The organism is Microbacterium sp. Gd 4-13, assembly GCF_003095395.1.
Classification (GTDB): Bacteria; Actinomycetota; Actinomycetes; order Actinomycetales; family Microbacteriaceae; genus Microbacterium.
This window is the reverse complement of the sequence record NZ_QEIJ01000002.1, coordinates 363,784-379,693: the sequence shown is the minus strand read 5'-3', so window position 1 is coordinate 379,693 and position 15,910 is coordinate 363,784. Positions and strand designations below refer to the sequence as shown.

Annotated in this window: 13 protein-coding genes; 6 read left to right on the top strand and 7 right to left on the bottom strand. The window is 72.5% G+C overall.

The genetic code is table 11. The features are described from left to right. Positions 1-12 precede the first annotated feature (12 nt). The gene (gene recQ, locus DEA06_RS06530; protein ID WP_116647292.1) at positions 13-2,073 is read right to left on the bottom strand and encodes a DNA helicase RecQ; all 2,061 of its coding nucleotides are present in this window, start codon (positions 2,071-2,073) and stop codon (positions 13-15) included. Between the two features lie 249 nt (positions 2,074-2,322). Here recQ and DEA06_RS06525 point away from each other — a divergent pair, with 249 nt between their 5' ends. From DEA06_RS06525 to DEA06_RS06500, 6 genes are all read left to right on the top strand, one after another. Next, positions 2,323-2,664 carry a GNAT family N-acetyltransferase gene (locus DEA06_RS06525; protein WP_116647147.1) on the top strand — a complete coding sequence of 114 codons (342 nt, stop codon included), beginning with the start codon at positions 2,323-2,325 and terminating at the stop codon, positions 2,662-2,664. Next, entirely contained in the window at positions 2,661-3,674 is a 1,014-nt protein-coding gene (locus DEA06_RS06520) for a pirin family protein (RefSeq protein WP_116647146.1), read from the top strand. The genes DEA06_RS06525 and DEA06_RS06520 overlap by 4 nt, the downstream gene beginning before the upstream one ends. Positions 3,675-3,824: 150 nt before the next feature. Beyond that, positions 3,825-4,379: an ECF transporter S component gene (locus tag DEA06_RS06515; protein ID WP_116647145.1), complete on the top strand. Its 555-nt coding sequence runs from the start codon at positions 3,825-3,827 to the stop codon at positions 4,377-4,379. Positions 4,380-4,418: 39 nt separating this feature from the next. Next, on the top strand, positions 4,419-6,197 hold the full coding sequence (locus DEA06_RS06510) for an ABC transporter ATP-binding protein (RefSeq protein ID WP_116647144.1): 1,779 nt from the start codon (positions 4,419-4,421) through the stop codon (positions 6,195-6,197). Beyond that, positions 6,194-7,012 carry an energy-coupling factor transporter transmembrane component T gene (locus DEA06_RS06505; RefSeq protein WP_116647143.1) on the top strand — a complete coding sequence of 273 codons (819 nt, stop codon included), beginning with the start codon at positions 6,194-6,196 and terminating at the stop codon, positions 7,010-7,012. Before DEA06_RS06510 ends, DEA06_RS06505 begins: the two co-directional genes overlap by 4 nt. A gap of 56 nt (positions 7,013-7,068) precedes the next feature. Beyond that, positions 7,069-8,331, top strand: a complete 1,263-nt coding sequence (locus tag DEA06_RS06500) for an LCP family protein (RefSeq protein ID WP_116647142.1) — start codon at positions 7,069-7,071, stop codon at positions 8,329-8,331. 20 nt (positions 8,332-8,351) lie between these two features. On the opposite strand, the gene DEA06_RS06495 is transcribed toward DEA06_RS06500, so the two are convergent. From DEA06_RS06495 to DEA06_RS06470, 6 genes are read right to left on the bottom strand one after another with little or no spacing between them, the layout of a single operon-like run. Then, entirely contained in the window at positions 8,352-9,194 is an 843-nt protein-coding gene (locus DEA06_RS06495; RefSeq protein ID WP_116647141.1) for a CoA ester lyase, read from the bottom strand. Continuing rightward, a complete protein-coding gene (locus tag DEA06_RS06490; RefSeq protein WP_116647140.1) occupies positions 9,191-10,378 on the bottom strand; it encodes a CoA transferase in 1,188 nt (395 codons plus the stop codon). The genes DEA06_RS06495 and DEA06_RS06490 overlap by 4 nt, the downstream gene beginning before the upstream one ends. Further along, on the bottom strand, positions 10,375-12,387 hold the full coding sequence (locus tag DEA06_RS06485) for an SUMF1/EgtB/PvdO family nonheme iron enzyme (RefSeq protein ID WP_116647139.1): 2,013 nt from the start codon (positions 12,385-12,387) through the stop codon (positions 10,375-10,377). The genes DEA06_RS06490 and DEA06_RS06485 overlap by 4 nt, the downstream gene beginning before the upstream one ends. Continuing rightward, positions 12,384-13,316 (bottom strand): PfkB family carbohydrate kinase, encoded by a 933-nt coding sequence (locus DEA06_RS06480; RefSeq protein ID WP_116647138.1) that lies wholly within the window; start codon positions 13,314-13,316, stop codon positions 12,384-12,386. The genes DEA06_RS06485 and DEA06_RS06480 overlap by 4 nt, the downstream gene beginning before the upstream one ends. Continuing rightward, entirely contained in the window at positions 13,313-14,683 is a 1,371-nt protein-coding gene (locus DEA06_RS06475) for an ADP-ribosylglycohydrolase family protein (RefSeq protein WP_116647137.1), read from the bottom strand. The genes DEA06_RS06480 and DEA06_RS06475 overlap by 4 nt, the downstream gene beginning before the upstream one ends. After that, the gene (locus DEA06_RS06470) at positions 14,680-15,861 is read right to left on the bottom strand and encodes an ADP-ribosylglycohydrolase family protein (protein WP_116647136.1); all 1,182 of its coding nucleotides are present in this window, start codon (positions 15,859-15,861) and stop codon (positions 14,680-14,682) included. The genes DEA06_RS06475 and DEA06_RS06470 overlap by 4 nt, the downstream gene beginning before the upstream one ends. Between the last annotated feature and the right edge of the window lie 49 nt (positions 15,862-15,910).

Here is a 15,910-nt window from a genome sequence, read left to right as displayed (position 1 = left end):
CGCGCGGAGCGATCACCGGGGTGTCGCTCCGTGCGCGGCGACGACGGCGAGCACGCCCTCGCCGTAGGCTTCGCGCTTCTTCGCGCCGATGCCGGTGACCCCGTCGAGATCGGCGAGCGACGCCGGGCGCGCCGCCGCCAGCGCGCGCAGCGTGGCGTCGCCGAACACGATATAGGCGGGGACCCCCTGCTCGCGGGCCTGTTCGGCGCGCCATGCCCGGAGCGCCTCGAAGAGGTCGCGGTCGCCCGCGTCGACGGCATCGGCCGACGACGACTTGCGCACCCGCGAACCGCCCGCCGCGGCACTGCGGCCGAGCACATCTCGGCGCAGCGGCACCGGCGCCTCGCCACGCAGGACTCCCCCGCTGGCCTCGCTCAGGGCGAGCGTGCCGTAGTCGCCCTGGGCGACGAGGATCTGTCTCGCGAGCAGCTGCCGCACGACGCTGCGCCAGTCCTGGTCGGACAGGTCGGCGCCGATGCCGTAGGTCGCGAGCTTGTCGTGCCCCTGCTGCGTGATGCGCTCGGTCTTCGCGCCGCGCAGGATGTCGATGAGATGGCCCGCACCGAACGCCTGCCCCCGCTCGCGCTGCAGGCGCACGATCGTGGAGAGCAGCTTCTGCGCCGCGACCAGGCCGTCCCACGTCTCGGGGGGTTGCAGGCAGGTGTCGCAGTTGCCGCAGGGTTCGGATGCTTCGCCGAAGTAGTCGAGCAGGTTCTGACGCCGGCAGGCCACCGTCTCGCACAGCGCCAGCATCGCGTCGAGATGCTGGCCGAGGCGCATCTTGTAGGTGCGGTCGCCCGGCGACTGGTCGATCATGCGCCGCTGCTGCACGACGTCGCCGAGGCCGTACGCCATCCACACGACCGACGGCTCGCCGTCTCGACCTGCTCGGCCCGTCTCCTGGTAATAGCCCTCGACCGATTTCGGCAGGTCGATGTGGGCGACGAAACGCACGTCGGGCTTGTCGATGCCCATCCCGAACGCGATCGTGGCGACCATGACGACCCCGTCGTCACGGAGGAACCGCGACTGGTTCGCCGCACGCACCTCGGTCGGAAGCCCCGCGTGGTACGGCAGCGCATCGATGCCCTGGCCGCGGAGGTACTCGGCGGTCTGCTCGACGCTCTTGCGGCTGAGGGCATAGACGATGCCCGCCGGCGCCGACGCGGCATCCGCCCCCTCGGTCTGCTGCACCGAGCGGATGAACGAGACGAGCTGCCGGCGCTGGTCGACCTTCGGCTCGATGCGGTACTGGATGTTCGGCCGATCGAAGCTCGCCACGAAGCGACGGGCGTTCGGCAGCTGCAGTCGCTCGACGATCTCTCGCGCCGTGGCGGGAGTCGCCGTGGCGGTGAGCGCCATGCGCGGAACGCCGGGGAACCGCTCGGCGAGGTCGCCGAGAGCGAGGTAGTCGGGTCGGAAGTCGTGGCCCCACTGCGACACGCAGTGCGCCTCGTCGATCGCGATGACGCTGAGCTTTCCGCGCTGCAGCAGCGAGAGCGCCGACGCGGTGTTCAACCGCTCGGGTGCGACGTAGAGCAGGTCGAGCTCGCCGGCGAGGTAGGCCTGCTCGGTCGCGCGGCGCTCGTCGGCGCCCTGGGTGGAGTTGAGGAAGGCGGCACGCACGCCGTTGGCGATGAGGGCCTCGACCTGGTCGTGCATGAGCGCGATGAGAGGGCTCACCACGAGCCCCGTGCCCGGGCGCACGAGTGCCGGCACCTGGTACGTGACGCTCTTTCCTCCGCCGGTGGGCATGAGCACGACGGCGTCGCCTCCGCCGATGACCTGGGCGACGATGTCGGCCTGGTCGGCGCGGAACAGGTCGTAGCCGTAGACCTCGTGCAGCACCTCGCGCGGGTCGCGCCCCGTGAAGTCGCGGCGGGCGGTGGCCCGTCGGGCGACGGATGCCGCGGACTCGGGCGCGTTCGACGCGCGGCGGCCGGCATCGCCCGGCCCGGTCTTCCGGGCGGGAGCACCGCCGAAGCCCTCGGGCTCGGGCGGGGGCGGCGCGTCGAAGTCGTCGGGTGGCGCGAGCTCGTCGGGATTCCACTCGTAGCCGTCGTACGGGTCGATCGCCACGCCCGCCTGGGGGTCGCGATCGGGTCCGGGAGTCACCCGCCCACGATAACCCGCGCCCCGACACCGACCTGCGCGCGGTCACGAGCGGAGGAGATCTCACCGCGGGAGGACCGCTCGGTGCGAACGGGTCCTCCCGCCGTGACATCCCCTCCCGCCGTGACGAGTCGCCCGAGGGCGCGCGGCTCTGGCGCGATGTCGGACCACGCGCCTACGGTGGAACCACCGCCTGAGGAAGGAATCCGCATGACCCTCGAGACCCGCGTCACCCGCAACGACGAGACGTCGCGGTACGAGATCCACGTCGGAGACGCCGTCGGCGGTTTCGCCGAGTTCCTGACCTCGCGCAGCGGCCGCGTCATCATCACCCACACCGAGCTCGACCCGCAGTTCAAGGGCCAGGGGCTCGGGTCGATCCTCGCCGGCGAGGCGCTCGCCGACCTCGCCCGTCGCGGCGATGTCGTGGTTCCGCGATGCCCGTTCATCGCGCACTACCTCACGGGCAACGAGGTCGCCGGCCTCGTCGTCGACTGGCCCGAAGACGCCGACGCCGCGCAGTCGGCGACCCCGGGCGAACAGTCGTCATGACCCGGCTCGACACCGACGGCGCCGCCGGCCGGTCGCCCGAGACCGAGGGCCCCGTCGCCTGCGACGGACCCCGCAGCCTGCTGCTCGAGGCACGGGAAGTGCCGCTGGGCGGGGTGCGGGCGATGTCGGTTCATCGCAGCCTGCCGCAGCGCGCGCTGCCGATGGTGGGGGCGTGGTGCTTCCTCGACCGATTCGGTCCGCAGGAGACGAAGATGCGCGTCGAGCCGCACCCCCACATCGGGCTTCAAACGGTCACCTGGCCGTTCGTCGGAGACGTGCGGCATCGCGACGCGGTGGGTAGCGACGTGGTCGTCCGACGCGGCGCGCTGAACCTCATGACGAGCGGCGCGGGCATCTCGCACTCCGAATACTCGGTCGGTGACGACCCCGTGCCCCTCGACGCCCTCCAGCTGTGGGTCGCGCTCCCCGAATCGCGCCGACACGGTGCGCCCGCGTTCGAGCAGCACGCGGAGTTGCCGATCGTCGCGCTCGAGGCCCTCGGCGCCGGCGCCGGCGGCGAGGCCACCGTCGTGATGGGCGAGCTCGCCGGCGTCTCGTCGCCCGCCACCGTTCACACCCCGATCGTCGGAGCCGAGGTGCGCATTCCGGCCGGATCCACGGTGCGCATCCCGCTGCGCCCCGACTGGGAGCACGCGGTGGTCGGATGCTTCGGAGAGGCGCGCGTCGCGTCAGAGCCGACCGGATCCGTGGTGCTCGACAGCACGCACCTGCTCTACCTCGGCACGTCGCGCGACGGGGTCGACGTCTCGAGCGACACCGACGCGACGGTGTTCCTCCTGGGGGGCGAGCCGTTCGAGGCCGACATCGTCATGTGGTGGAACTTCGTCGGGCGCACCCACGACGAGATCGTCGACGCCCGCGACGACTGGGAGGCGGCCGCCGCCCGGTTCGGCCACGTCGTCGACCACGCCGACGAGCGCATCCCCGCCCCGCCCCTCCCCGGCGTGCGCCTCACCCCGCGCCGTCGCCCTGACCGGCCCCGCGGCTGACCACGCCGCATCCGTCTCTTCGATCCGCACCGAGGGTGCCCGATTCTGCCGATCGTGCGCGAAACTTCGGGCACCACCGGCCGATTCGGGCACTCTCGAGCGACCCGGCCGCCCGGCCCGCGGCCAGACCGCGGGCGATACGCTGGAGCCGTGGTGGCAGCATCCCGACTCTCCACGCGCGTCCTGCTGGTGTGCGCGGCCATCGGCGTCGCCACGGGTCTGTTGGGTGCGGTCGCCGGCTGGGTCACCCCGGCGGTGATCGCCGGCATTCCGGTGATCTACGGCTTCGTGCTCGGCGTGCACGTGATCCCCGGGATCATCTCGCAGGAGGTGCTGCGCCTTCCTCTCGTCGCCCTCATCACGCACGTGCTGGCCGCTCTCGTCTCCAGCGCCGTCGCCCCGCAGTTCGCGCTGTCGTTCCTCGGCACGGCGCTGCTGTTCGGCGGCATCCAAGAGGGCGTCGCAGCGCTCACCCGCTACCGCGTCTGGCGGTCGTGGCGGTTCTTCATCTCGGCGATCATCATCGGCGCCGTCATCGCCGTCGCCGTCGGATTCATCGCGCACCTGTCGACGATGGCGCCCTGGGCGAGCGTGTCCTACCTCGTGCTGGCCGTGCTCGGACCGGTGGCGTGGACGGCCGTCGCTCTCGCCGTCGGCGCCGCCCTCCGCCGCACCGGAGTCGGCCGGGTCCCCGGCCATCGTTGAGCCCCGACCCGCGAACTTAGGGTGGGCTAAGTTGGACGAATGACGTCCGTTCCGCTCCTTCGCGTGCGCGGGGTGGGCATCACCCACGACGAGGCGTCGACGGCGACCCCCGCCGACGTCACCTTCGACGTCTCACCGGGCGAGGTCGTGCTGTTGCTCGGACCGAGCGGCTCGGGCAAATCCACCCTCACCCTCGCCCTGAACGGACTGATCCCCCACGCCGTTCCCGCCACCGTCGTCGGCACGGTGCGGGTCCAAGACGCGGATGCGGCGACCACCCCGGTGGCGGAGCTCAGCACGCGGGTGGCCATGGTGTTCCAAGACCCCGACGCGCAGCTCGTCACGGGCACCGTGCTCGACGAGGTGGCGTTCGGACCCGAGAACCTGCGGCTGCCGGCCGACGACGTGCTCGCGCGCGCCGAGACGGCACTCCGGCGCGTCGGACTCTGGCACCGCCGCACCGACAACCCCGATCTGCTGTCGGGCGGCGGCCGTCAGCGTCTCGCGATCGCCTGCGCGCTGGCGATGGGGTCGCCCCTGCTCGTGCTCGACGAGCCCACGGCGAACCTCGACCCCGGTGGCATCGAAGAGGTCTACGCGGCGCTCGCGGAGCTCGTCGCCGAGGGCGACCGCGCGATCGTGCTCGTCGAGCACAACCTCGACGCCGCCGTCGGGCTCGTCGACCGCGTCGTCGTGATCGACGCCCTCGGCCGCCTCGTCATGGACGGCACCGTCGACGCCGTGATGCGCGGGCGCGCCGACGAGCTGCTCTCCCTCGGGGTGTGGCTGCCGACCTCCACGCTGGCCGCGATGCGCCTACGCCGCGCCGGGATGTCGCTCGATCCGCTTCCCCTCACCCCCGCCGAGCTGCACGCCGCGCTCGAGGTCGAACCGGCCATCGAGGCGCCCGGCGAGATCGGTGCGATCGGCGGGAACACGCCGCCCGCGGCCACACGCGCCCCGATGGCGGCCGATCCGGGTGGAGCCGGAGAGGCTGCGTCGACCGCCGCATCCGCCCCCCTCGTGCGGGTGCGCGGGCTCACCCTGACACGCGGGCGCACCCCCGTGCTGCACGACGTCGACCTCGACATCGCCGCGGGCGAGTTCGTCGCGATCGTCGGCGCGAACGGCGCCGGCAAGACGAGCCTCGTGCAAGCGCTCGCGGGTGTCGTGCGACCACCCCGCGGCACGGTCGAGCTCGCCGGGCGCGACGTGCACCGCACCGACGCGCGCACCCTCGCCGCCTCGGTCGGATTCGTCTTCCAGAACCCCGAGCACCAGTTCGTGGCGAACTCGGTGTTCGACGAGCTCGCCCACGGACTCCGGATGCAGCGCCTGCCAGACGGCGAGGTGCACCGCCGCGTCGACGACATGCTCGCGCGGTTCGGGCTCGAGCACCGCGCGCAGGCGCATCCGTTCCTGCTGTCGGGAGGACAGAAACGGCGACTGTCGGTCGGTACGGCGCTGATCGGCGGCGCACGCCTGCTGGTGCTCGACGAGCCGACGTTCGGGCAGGACCGCGCCCGCGCCGACGAGCTGTTGTCGCTGGTGAAGGGGCTGCACTCGGAGGGCACCACCGTGGTCGTGGTGACGCACGACATGCAGCTCGTGACCGACTACGCCGACCGCACGGTGGTGCTCTCCGACGGGCGCATCGCGGCCGCAGGTCCCACCGCCGCGATCTTCGCCGACGACGCGCTCATCGAACGGGCGGGCCTGCGCCCGCCTCCGCTGCGGCGGGCGCTGCGGGGGCTGACGCAGCATCCGTCGCTGTCGTCCGTGGCGCGCATCGCCGATCTCCCCGGGGCGCGAGGATGACCGCCGTCATCGATCCGTACGCCGAGGCCGCTCCCTCACGCGGGCTGCGCTTCCTCCCCGCGCTGAACCCGCTCGCGAAGATCGCCGCGCCCCTGCCCGCGATGATCGCGCTGGTGTTCGCGCGAGATCTCGCCACGCCGCTGGCGTTCCTCGTGTTCGCGTACGCCGTACTGCTGGTGGGCGCCCGGCTGAGCGGTCGGATGCTGGGGCTGCTCGCCCTGGCCATCCCCGCCTCGGTGCTCGTGATCGGCCTCGGATTCTCGGTCTGGGCCGACGCCGCGCGCATCGACCAGTCGGTGACCGTGCTGCAGCTCGGCGGCTGGACGTTGTACGGCGGCGCTCTCGTGACCGGCTTCTCGACGGCGCTGCGCCTCGGCGCGATCGTCGCGCTCGCGCTCGTCGGCGGGCTCACCACGACCGGCCCCGACCTGGTGCGCTCGCTCGTGCAGCAGCTGCGCGTGCCCTACCGGATCGGATATACGGCGCTGGCCGCGTTCCGCTTCGTGCCGAGGTTCGGGCACGAGCTGGAGATCATCCGCCAGGCGCATCGGGTGCGCGGAGCACACGGTGGCCGAGGGCCCTTCGCCGCCGCCGCGCGCTGGGGAGGTTACGTCGTGCCGCTCCTGGCCGGAGCGATCCGGCATGCCGAGCGGGTCGCGCTCGCCATGGACGCGAGGGCCTTCGGCGCCCACTCGACGCGCACCGAGCGCCATCTCGTGCCGTTCCGCGCGCGAGACGTGGTGTTCGTCGTCGCGTTCTGGGCAGCATCCGCCGCCCTGTTCGTGTGGGCGGGCGCGACGCCCCTCGTCGGCTGAGCGGGGACGCCGCCATGACCTCTGCATAGACTCGTTCGAGACCGACGAGGGGAACCATGGCTCGACGACGCAAGACCGTGGCGCAGCACGCGCGCCTCGGATCGCCGAGCCTGGCGGCCCAGCTGCTCACGCTGGTCGGCGTGATCGTCGCGGTGGTGCTGGTCGCCGGCGCGGGCACGATCGGTTACACCGCGTACAGCCTGGCGGCCTCCATCGAGGAGAACTCCGTCGACCTCGACACCGAGGTGGCTCAGCCTCCCAGCGTCGGGGCGTACGAGGGACCGTTCGACGTGCTCATCGTCGGCACCGACGAGTGCGAGCCCGCTCTGATCGACCTGTTCCCGGGTCGGTGCACAGGACCCGACGCAGACGGTCGCCTGAACGACGTGAACATGCTCGTGCACGTGTCAGACGCCCCCCGCCGCGTGACCGTCGTGTCGTTCCCCCGCGATCTGCAGCTCGCGATCCCCGAATGCACCGACGACGACGGAGTCGTGCATGCCGCGGTGAGCAAGGAGTCACTCAACGCCGCCTACGGAAAGGGCGGTCTGAACTGCGTCGTCAACACGGTGTCGGCACTGAGCGGGCTCAGCATCCCGTTCGCCGCGAAGGCCAGTTTCGGCAACGTCATCGCCATCACCGACGCCATCGGCGGGGTCGAGGTCTGCATCGGTGAGGGCGGACTGCGCGACCCGAAGAACACGGGGATCGATTGGCCGGCCGGCCCCCGCACCGTTCAGGGCGCGGAGGCGCTGCAGTTCCTGCGCGTGCGCTCCGGCGTCGGCGACGGCAGCGACCTCGCCCGTATCGGCAACCAGCAGCAGTACCTGTCGAGCCTTTCCCGCAAGCTCACGGGCGGCGTACTCTCCGATCCCGCGGCGGTGCTGCGCTTGGCGACCGCCGCATCCGAGAACATCACGCCCAGTTCGAGCCTGGCCAACCCGATCCGCATCATGCAGCTCGCGCTCGCGGCGAAGGACGTTCCGACCTCCGACATCACCTTCGTGCAGTTCCCGGTGTTCGACGACCCCAGCAACACCAACCACGTGATCCCCGATCAGCAGGCGGCCGCCGAGCTCTGGGATGCCCTCGCGCAGAACAGGCCGCTCGAGCTCACCGGGCAGCTCGGCGCGAACGGGGGCGTCGTCGAGGCAGCCCCGACCGAGACGACACCCCCGTCCGACGCGACCGAGACGACACCCCCGTCCGACGCGCCCGAGCCGACAGATGCGGCGACCTCTGCACCGTCCGACGAGTCGGTCGCGCTGCCGGGGAACGTCAACGGCTCGAAGGCCGACCAGGCCACCTGCACCGCCTGAGCGGCGAAAAAGACGGCGGATCAGCGGCGCGCAGCGGCGAGGGTGCGGTGTGCCGCGCGCACCATCGCGACGTCGAGGAACGTGCCGTCCTCGAGGACGACCGTTCCCGAGCCGTCGCCCGCAGCGGAGCCGACCCTCGCGATGATCTCCTCCGCCCGTCGCACAGCGGCCTCGGTGGGAGTGAACACCGAGCGGATCACCGCGAGCTGGCGCGGATGGATAGCCGTGCGTCCGCCGAACCCGAGACGTGCCCCCTCCCGGCAGCTGCGCTCCAACCCATCGAGGTCGCGGACGTCGGCGTACACGCTGAGGAGAGGGGCGGGCAGACCCGCCGCAGCCGCGGCGTTGACGACGCGGCTGCGCGACCAGCGCAGCCCCGCCTCACCCTCCTCGCCCTCGGGGACGGCGAGCTCGGCGCGCAGATCTGCCTCGCCCGTGGAGATGGACGCCGCTCCCGACGTGGCGATCTCGAACGCCCGCTCCACGGCGAGCGCCGTCTCCAGGAGGGCGTGCACATCACGGCCCGGGAGCGCTTGCCGCACGTGCACGACGTCGTCTGCGGACTGCGTCTTCGACAAGCGCACGCCGATCGAGGCCGGGAGGGGCCGAAGCGCCGCGAGATCGTCATCGTGCCACGCGGAGCCGCGAGCATTGATCCGCACCTGCACCGCCACGACCGATCCCTCACGCGCAGCGGCGTCGATCTCGCCGGCGAGGGAGGCCAGCATCTCTCGCGCGACGGCCTTGCGCGCCGGCGCGACGGCGTCTTCGAGGTCGACGATGACGCCGTCCGCCCCGGAGCGGAGCGCTTTCACGACCCGCTCGGGACGATCGCTCGGAACGTAGAGCGCCACGATGGTCATGAGATCGTCCCTTCGTCGCGCAACGCAGCGATCTGCGCGGCGGTGTACCCGAGTTCCTCGAGCACGCGTTCGGTGTCCGCTCCGTGGCCGCGGCCGGTGAAGTCCACACGCGACTCGCTCTGCGACATACGGAACAACGGCCCCTGCATCGCCATCTCGCCGAGGTCAGGATCATGGATGCGGCGGATCGTACCGATGGCTTCGAACTGGGGGTCACCGACGATGTCGCTCGCGTCGTAGATGGCCGCGACGGCCGCCTCGGCCGCGTCGAAGGCGGCGATCACCTCCGCGCGGTCGTGTCGGGCGATCCACCCGCCCACCGCCTCGTCGAGCACATCGGCGTGCGCGGCGCGTTCGGCGCCCGAGGCGAACCAGGGCTCATCGATGAGTTCGGGTCTTCCGACCAGCGTCATGACGCGCTCGGCGATCGACTGCGCACTGGTCGACACGGCCACCCACGAGCCGTCAGCGGTGCGGTAGGCGTTGCGCGGTGCGTTGTTGCCGGAACGATTGCCCGTCCGCGGTTGCACGGTGCCTAGCTGGTCCCACCGGGTGATCTGCGGACCCAGCATGGCGAGGATGGGCTCGATGATCGCCACGTCCACCTCCTGCCCGCGCCCCGAGGCATCGCGGGCGTGCAGCGCGACCATCACCGCGTACGCGGTGGCCAGGGACGCAACCCCGTCGGCGAGGCCGAACGGAGGAAGGGTGGGCGGCCCGTCCGGCTCGCCCGTGGCGGCGGCGAATCCGCTCATCGCCTCGGCGAGGGTGCCGAACCCGGGCCGCGAGCGGTACGGACCGATCTGGCCGAACCCCGTCACCCGGGCCAGAACGAGACCCGGGTTGTCCTCCGAGAGTTCCGCGTAACCGAGGCCCCAGCGCTCCAGCGTTCCGGGGCGGAAGTTCTCGATCACGACGTCGGCGGTGGCCGCGAGACGGAGGAACGCCTCCCGGCCGCCCTCGGTGTGCAGGTCGATCGTGACCGTGCGCTTGTTCCGCCCGAGCGTCTTCCACCAGAGGTTGTGCCCGTCCTTGCTGGGCCCGTGACCGCGCGAGGGGTCGGGGCGGGTGGGGTGCTCCACCTTGATCACCTCGGCGCCCATGTCGCCGAGGTGCATGGCCGCCATGGGCCCGGCGAACAGCGTAGAGACGTCGATGACCCGGAGTCCGTCGAGGGGCGTCATCGCTCGCCGTCCCAGCAGACGCGGAAGCCGATCGAGGGGGATGCATCGATCCCCAGCCCGGGCAAGAGGTACTTCGCCGCGAATGTCGGATGCTGGGCGCCGCCGTCGAAGTACCAGTCCGACCCCTCCGAGCGATGGTCGCTCCCGCCCTTGAGCATGACGAAGCGGGTGCGGCCGTCGCTGTGCTCCGACTCCGTCCAGTTCCACACCAGGGGCCGGCGCCGCTCGAAGCCCGGCTGCTCCGCCGCGAGCTGCCACTCGTCTTCGTTGGGAAGGCGTCCGCCCACCCAGGCCGCGTAGTCGCGGGCGCGGGCGAGGGTCACCCCCGTGACCGGGCGCTCCGAACGGGGGTGGTCAGATGCTCCGGCCTCCCCGATCGCGTCGAGATAGCGGCCGAACGCCGCCTCGGTGACCTCGGCGACCGCCACGCGGACGGGGGCGGGGAGCACGGCGACGCGCTCGAGCGTGCGCTGATCGTGCAGGCGCGGCGGGAGCGGCTTCCACTCGTCGACGTAGGGGGCGCCCTCGTGCATGCCGGTCTCCCGGGCGCGGTACCGCACGGTCAGCACGTGCTCGCCCGGTGCGACGACGAGTGCCCCCGCCGAGGCTCGGGCGATCTCGTCGGCATCGGCCGACCCGGCCTCGCGCGGGGCGGGCAAGAGTCGACGCGCCCTGCGGTGGGGGAACGCGGAGTCTGCCACGTGGGGGCGACCGGCCAACGCGATCACCAGGTCGCGCAGCTCGCTCGGCGTCGGGGCGTCGCCCTCGATACGGAGCACGGCCGCGATCCCCTGCGCCGGTACGGTGACGGCCGGCGGGTCGGTCGTCAGGGCGGCATCGGGCTCGTGAAGGGCGATCCACCGAACGGGAGCCGGCACCTCCCGCGCGCTCGGGGAAGCCTGCCCGACGTCGATCGACGGCACGTAGACGGCGTCGGCGTCGCCGGAGTTCGCCAGCACCGTCAGAGTCACCCCGTCGAGAGCGAAGTCGGAGGCGGTCACGGGGCCCTCGAGCACCGACAGCGGCGTCCACTCCCCCTCCACGAACCAGCGGTGGAGCAGTCGCTGCACCGGCAGCATCCGCCCCAGCGTCGCCGCGTCGCGGCGGTTCCACCCGACCCACGCGCCGAAGACGACTTCCCACACCATGACACCGACTCCGTTCAGCCAGGCCGAGCGCAGCTCCCCGGCGTGATCGCGATGCCAGCGCCGGATGTGGTGCTGCATGTGTCGCCGTTCGAACCACCTCGCCCGAAGGACTCCCGGGGTCTCGGAATCGGCGAACCACTGCGCCCACGAGAGGGTGTGGTCGGCGATGCGCGCCGTGGCGAGCTTCGACTCCCCCTCGAGGCCGATGCCGGGGCGCGCCGCGTCGAGGGCGGCTACCAGCTCGGGTTCGGCCTTCTTCAGCGTGTCGAGGAACACCCCGTCGGCGCCGAGACGAACGACCACCTCGGCGAGCTCGGCCGCGTCGTCACCGCCCCGGCGCGTGCCGGTGTCCCACGGGTTGTAGTCGACGAAGACCGCGACCCCCGCGTCCCGCAGAGCCGCGGCGGCCTCCTCGAGCCCCGGCACACGGTAGTAGTCCCATTGGTTGCGGTCGTCGATGCCGATGACCGGGTAGGCGTGCCAGAGCACCACCCCGTCGAGCCCCCCGAAGCGCTCGCGGGCGTCGTCGAGGAACCGCTCCGGCGTGAAGCGCTGCGTATCGAAATCGAAGAACAGCTCGTCCCACAGCCACACCTGCGCGACGGTGAAGCACCGGCTCGCCCAGGCCGAGGCCGGGTCGTCGTAGCGCGTCGGCGCGGGGTACCGCCGACGCGCCCCCTCGCGCCAGGCCGCCAGTTGCGCCCGCCAGCGCGGGATGTCGGCCGGGTCGTCGGGAGCGGCGAAGATCTTGGCATCGTCGAGTCGTTCGGCCGCTTCGCCCTCGGAGAGGTCGCCGTCGAGCGGCACGGCGGTGGGCAGGTCGATCTCCCGCGGATGCAGCGGGTCGAATCCACCGCTCATCGGCTCTCCTCCGAACGTGCGATGACCTCGGCGGCCGTGGGCACCGCGTCCTGCGCGCCCGGGCGTCCGACAGCGAGAGCCGCCGCGGCACTGGCGACCCGCGCCGCCTCCGCGAAGACCTCGAGGAGGGCGCCGTCACCCGGGAGCGCACCGGAGCGGGCGAGGGATGCGGCGAACACTCCGCAGAACGTATCCCCCGCACCGGTCGTGTCCACCGCCGTGACCGGGTGCGCCGAGACCGTGCGGCGCGCGCCCGAGACGACGATGAGGCACCCTCGCGAACCGAGGGTGACCACGAGCGCCGGCAGGCGCGCGGCGAGGGAGTCGACCGCGTGGTCGAACTCCGCAGCGCCGGCGATATCGCGCAGCTCGTGCTCGTTGACGACGAGCACGTCGACCTCCGCGAGGAGGGCGTTCCCGTCGGCGACCAGCGGCGAGGACGGTGCGGCGTTGAGCACGTGCCACGCACGGTCGCCCCGCGCCGCAGCAGCCGCACGGACGAGTGGCACCGGAACCTCCAGCTGGGTGACCAGCACCTGGGCGCCGCCCACGATCGCTCGTTGGCTCTCGCTCAGTCGCGTCCGTGCGGCGTTCGCCCCCGCGACGACGACGATGGCGTTCTCTCCGTCGTCGGCGACGGAGATGAGCGCCGTCCCCGTCGCATCGGCGACCACTTCGAGCCCCGCGACGTCGATGCCGTCGGTGCTCAGCCCGTCGCGCAGCGCGGTGCCGTCGGGGTCGTCGCCGACGGCGCCGACGAAGGCGACCTCTGCAGCTCCCGCGCGCGCCGCCGCCACCGCCTGGTTCGCGCCCTTCCCTCCGCCGGTGCGGGCAAGGCCCGAGGCCAGCACCGTCTCACCGGGGGCGGGGATGCGGGCCACCCGCGCCACCACATCGCGGTTCACGCTTCCGACGACGACGACGTTCATGCCCTCATCCTCTCCGGGAGTGCGGCCGTGCGCTCGGCGAGCGCGCGAATGGAGCGCTCCGCCCCGCCCGGGAGAGAGGTCGCGATGCTGTCGCGCAGCGGCGCGGTCCACTGCGGGTCGATCCCCTCCGATCCGACGAGACCGCCCAGCACCGACCCGACGGTGGCACCGGCGGAGTCGGTGTCCCACCCACCGGCCACCGCGAGCGCCACACCGGCTCCGAAGCGGCCGTCGGCGCCCTCGATCGCGCAGGCGATGAGGGCGGCGTTGTTGAGGGTGTGCACCCAGTGCATGCCGCGGAACTCCCCGTGCAGCACGTCGAGCGCCTCGTTCGTCGTGCGCCGGCCGGCGCCGAGGTCGGCACCGAGCTCGCGACCCAGGCGCACCGCGGAGGCGAGGCGCGACCCGGGCGGCACGACCGTGTCAGCGGCGTCGAGGGTCTCGGCGGCGGAGTCCGCGACGAGCGATTCGGCGCACAGGGCCGCGGCCCACATCGCGCCATACAGCCCGTTACGGGTGTGGCTCAGTCGCGCGTCGGTCCAGGCCGAGGAGGCGGCCGCGAGCGGGTCGCCGGGGTTCGCCCACCCGTGCACGTCGGCGCGGATGAGTGCGCCGATCCACTCGCGGAAGGGATTGCGGTGCGTCGCGGTCTCGGGCACGGGGCGCGCGTCGAGGAGGTTGCGATACGCCGCGCGTTCCGCGGTGAACACCCGACCGGCCGGAAGCGACGCCAGCCAGGCCTGTGCGACGTCGTCGGTCGTCAGCGCGCGTCCGTGCTGCTCGAGAAGGTCGAGCGCGAGCAACGGGAAGTTCAGATCGTCGTCCTCAGGCATCCCGTCGATGTTCTCGACGAGCGAGGTCGGAGCGGAGCGCCGGTTCCAGGGCCACCGTTCGGCGACGTCCTCGGGCAGCCCCACGGCGGTGAAGTAGCCCGCGATGGGCCAGTTGCCGGTGCTGCGCGCGATCTCTTCCACTCCTGCACGAGGGATCTTCTCGACCGGCTTCCCCAGGAGGCAGCCCGCCGCGCGCCCCAGCCACGCGCCGTGCACCCGGTCGAACGAGGCCCGCCGCGCAGCATCCGGTCGTCGCGCCCTGATCGACGCCGCGATTGCGTCCCAGTCGTCGGGTTCTTCGGCGCTGTCGACGCGGTAGGTGTCGAGCTCATCGAGCAACCGCCTCGCGAGTTCGCGCACCGGCGGTGCCGCGGGCAGCGCGCTCGCCCCGCTCGGGGCCAGCACGGTGGAGCCCCCGGCGTCGTGCCACCGTCGCGCGACGTCGGCGAGGTCATCGGCGGCGACCCCCTGCTCGCGAAGGGCGACCAGTTCGGCCGCGACGAGATCCTCGGGCTGGGCCCACGTCAACCTCATGCGGAGGCTCCGCCGTCCCACTGCCCCGACAGCATCGCCTCGAGCGCGCCACCGCGGGTCTTCGCGCGCTCGGCGTCGGCGGCGGCGACCTCGCGCACGACGGAGGTCATCGTCTCGATCACCCCGTCGAGGTCGAGACGGCTCGCCTCGGCGACCCCCGACACCCACTCGTCGGGCACCGCGGCGCGGCCGCCGAGACCGCCGCAGATCGCGCCGGCCATGACGGCGATCGAGTCGGAGTCGCGTCCGTAGTTCACCGCATCGAGCACGGATGCGGCGAGGTCGCCGCCGTGCGCGACGACGAAGGCGAGCGCCACCGGCAGCTCCTCGATCGACTTCGTCCGCGAGGGCAGGCGCGCGTCCATCGCCGGCGCGCGGTACGCGTCGCCCACCGTGTCGAAGGGCGACACGGCCGCGCGCACCACCCGGCCGAGCTCGCGGGGGTCATCCGACCCGCCCGCGGCGAGATAGCGGTCCACGGCGTCGAGCACCGCGCGAAGGGCGGCGGCCGTGCCGTCGTGCGCGACCGACAGTGCGGCCTCGCGCACCGAGGCCACGGTGGCACCGGGCGCGGCGGCGGCGGCGACCGCCGCGGCGAAGACGCCCGCCGCCTCGCGGCCGTAGGAGGCCTGGTGGGCACCGGTGATGTCGATCGCCTCGGCGTACGCCGCGCGGGGGTCGCCGATGTTCACGAGCGCGACGGGCGGCATGTACATGGTGGCGCCGCAGTTGATGATGTTGCCGACCCCGGCCTCGCGCGGGTCGACGTGACCGTAGTGGAGCTTGGCGACGATCCACTTCTCGGCGAGGAAGACCCGCTGCAGGATCAGCACGTCGTCTTCGAGCTCGGGAACCCAGCGGCGCTCGCCGATCATCAGGGGCACCAGGTCGCTGGCGACGTCGTAGGCGCCGAGGTGCCTGCGCCGTGCGTCGTAGACCTGCACGAGGGCGTGCGTCATGAGGGTGTCGTCGGTGACGTGCCCGTCGCCCTTGTGGTACGGCGCGATGGGACGCGCGGTACGCCAATCGGCCAGGAACGGACCGACGATCCCGGTGACCCGACCCTCGTACCTCTCCTCGATCTGCTCCGGGGTCCACCCCTCGGTCGCACCGCCGAGGGCGTCTCCCACCGCCGCGCCCGCGAGCACGCCCGCGACCCGATCCTGCAACGCATCCATTGAATCCCTCATCCGTTCGTCTCCTGCTGGCTTGCTCGGGGGACGAGCC

Excerpts from the sequence above, each read along its gene's own strand:
- DEA06_RS06525 (WP_116647147.1), top strand. The coding sequence starts at position 2,323 with ATGACCCTCGAGACCCGCGTCACCCGCAACGACGAGACGTCGCGGTAC.
- DEA06_RS06520 (WP_116647146.1), top strand. The coding sequence starts at position 2,661 with ATGACCCGGCTCGACACCGACGGCGCCGCCGGCCGGTCGCCCGAGACC.
- DEA06_RS06510 (WP_116647144.1), top strand. The coding sequence starts at position 4,419 with ATGACGTCCGTTCCGCTCCTTCGCGTGCGCGGGGTGGGCATCACCCAC.
- DEA06_RS06505 (WP_116647143.1), top strand. The coding sequence starts at position 6,194 with ATGACCGCCGTCATCGATCCGTACGCCGAGGCCGCTCCCTCACGCGGG.
- DEA06_RS06500 (WP_116647142.1), top strand. The coding sequence starts at position 7,069 with ATGGCTCGACGACGCAAGACCGTGGCGCAGCACGCGCGCCTCGGATCG.
- DEA06_RS06495 (WP_116647141.1), bottom strand. The coding sequence starts at position 9,194 with ATGACCATCGTGGCGCTCTACGTTCCGAGCGATCGTCCCGAGCGGGTC.
- DEA06_RS06490 (WP_116647140.1), bottom strand. The coding sequence starts at position 10,378 with ATGACGCCCCTCGACGGACTCCGGGTCATCGACGTCTCTACGCTGTTC.
- DEA06_RS06485 (WP_116647139.1), bottom strand. The coding sequence starts at position 12,387 with ATGAGCGGTGGATTCGACCCGCTGCATCCGCGGGAGATCGACCTGCCC.
- DEA06_RS06480 (WP_116647138.1), bottom strand. The coding sequence starts at position 13,316 with ATGAACGTCGTCGTCGTCGGAAGCGTGAACCGCGATGTGGTGGCGCGG.
- DEA06_RS06475 (WP_116647137.1), bottom strand. The coding sequence starts at position 14,683 with ATGAGGTTGACGTGGGCCCAGCCCGAGGATCTCGTCGCGGCCGAACTG.
- DEA06_RS06470 (WP_116647136.1), bottom strand. The coding sequence starts at position 15,861 with ATGGATGCGTTGCAGGATCGGGTCGCGGGCGTGCTCGCGGGCGCGGCG.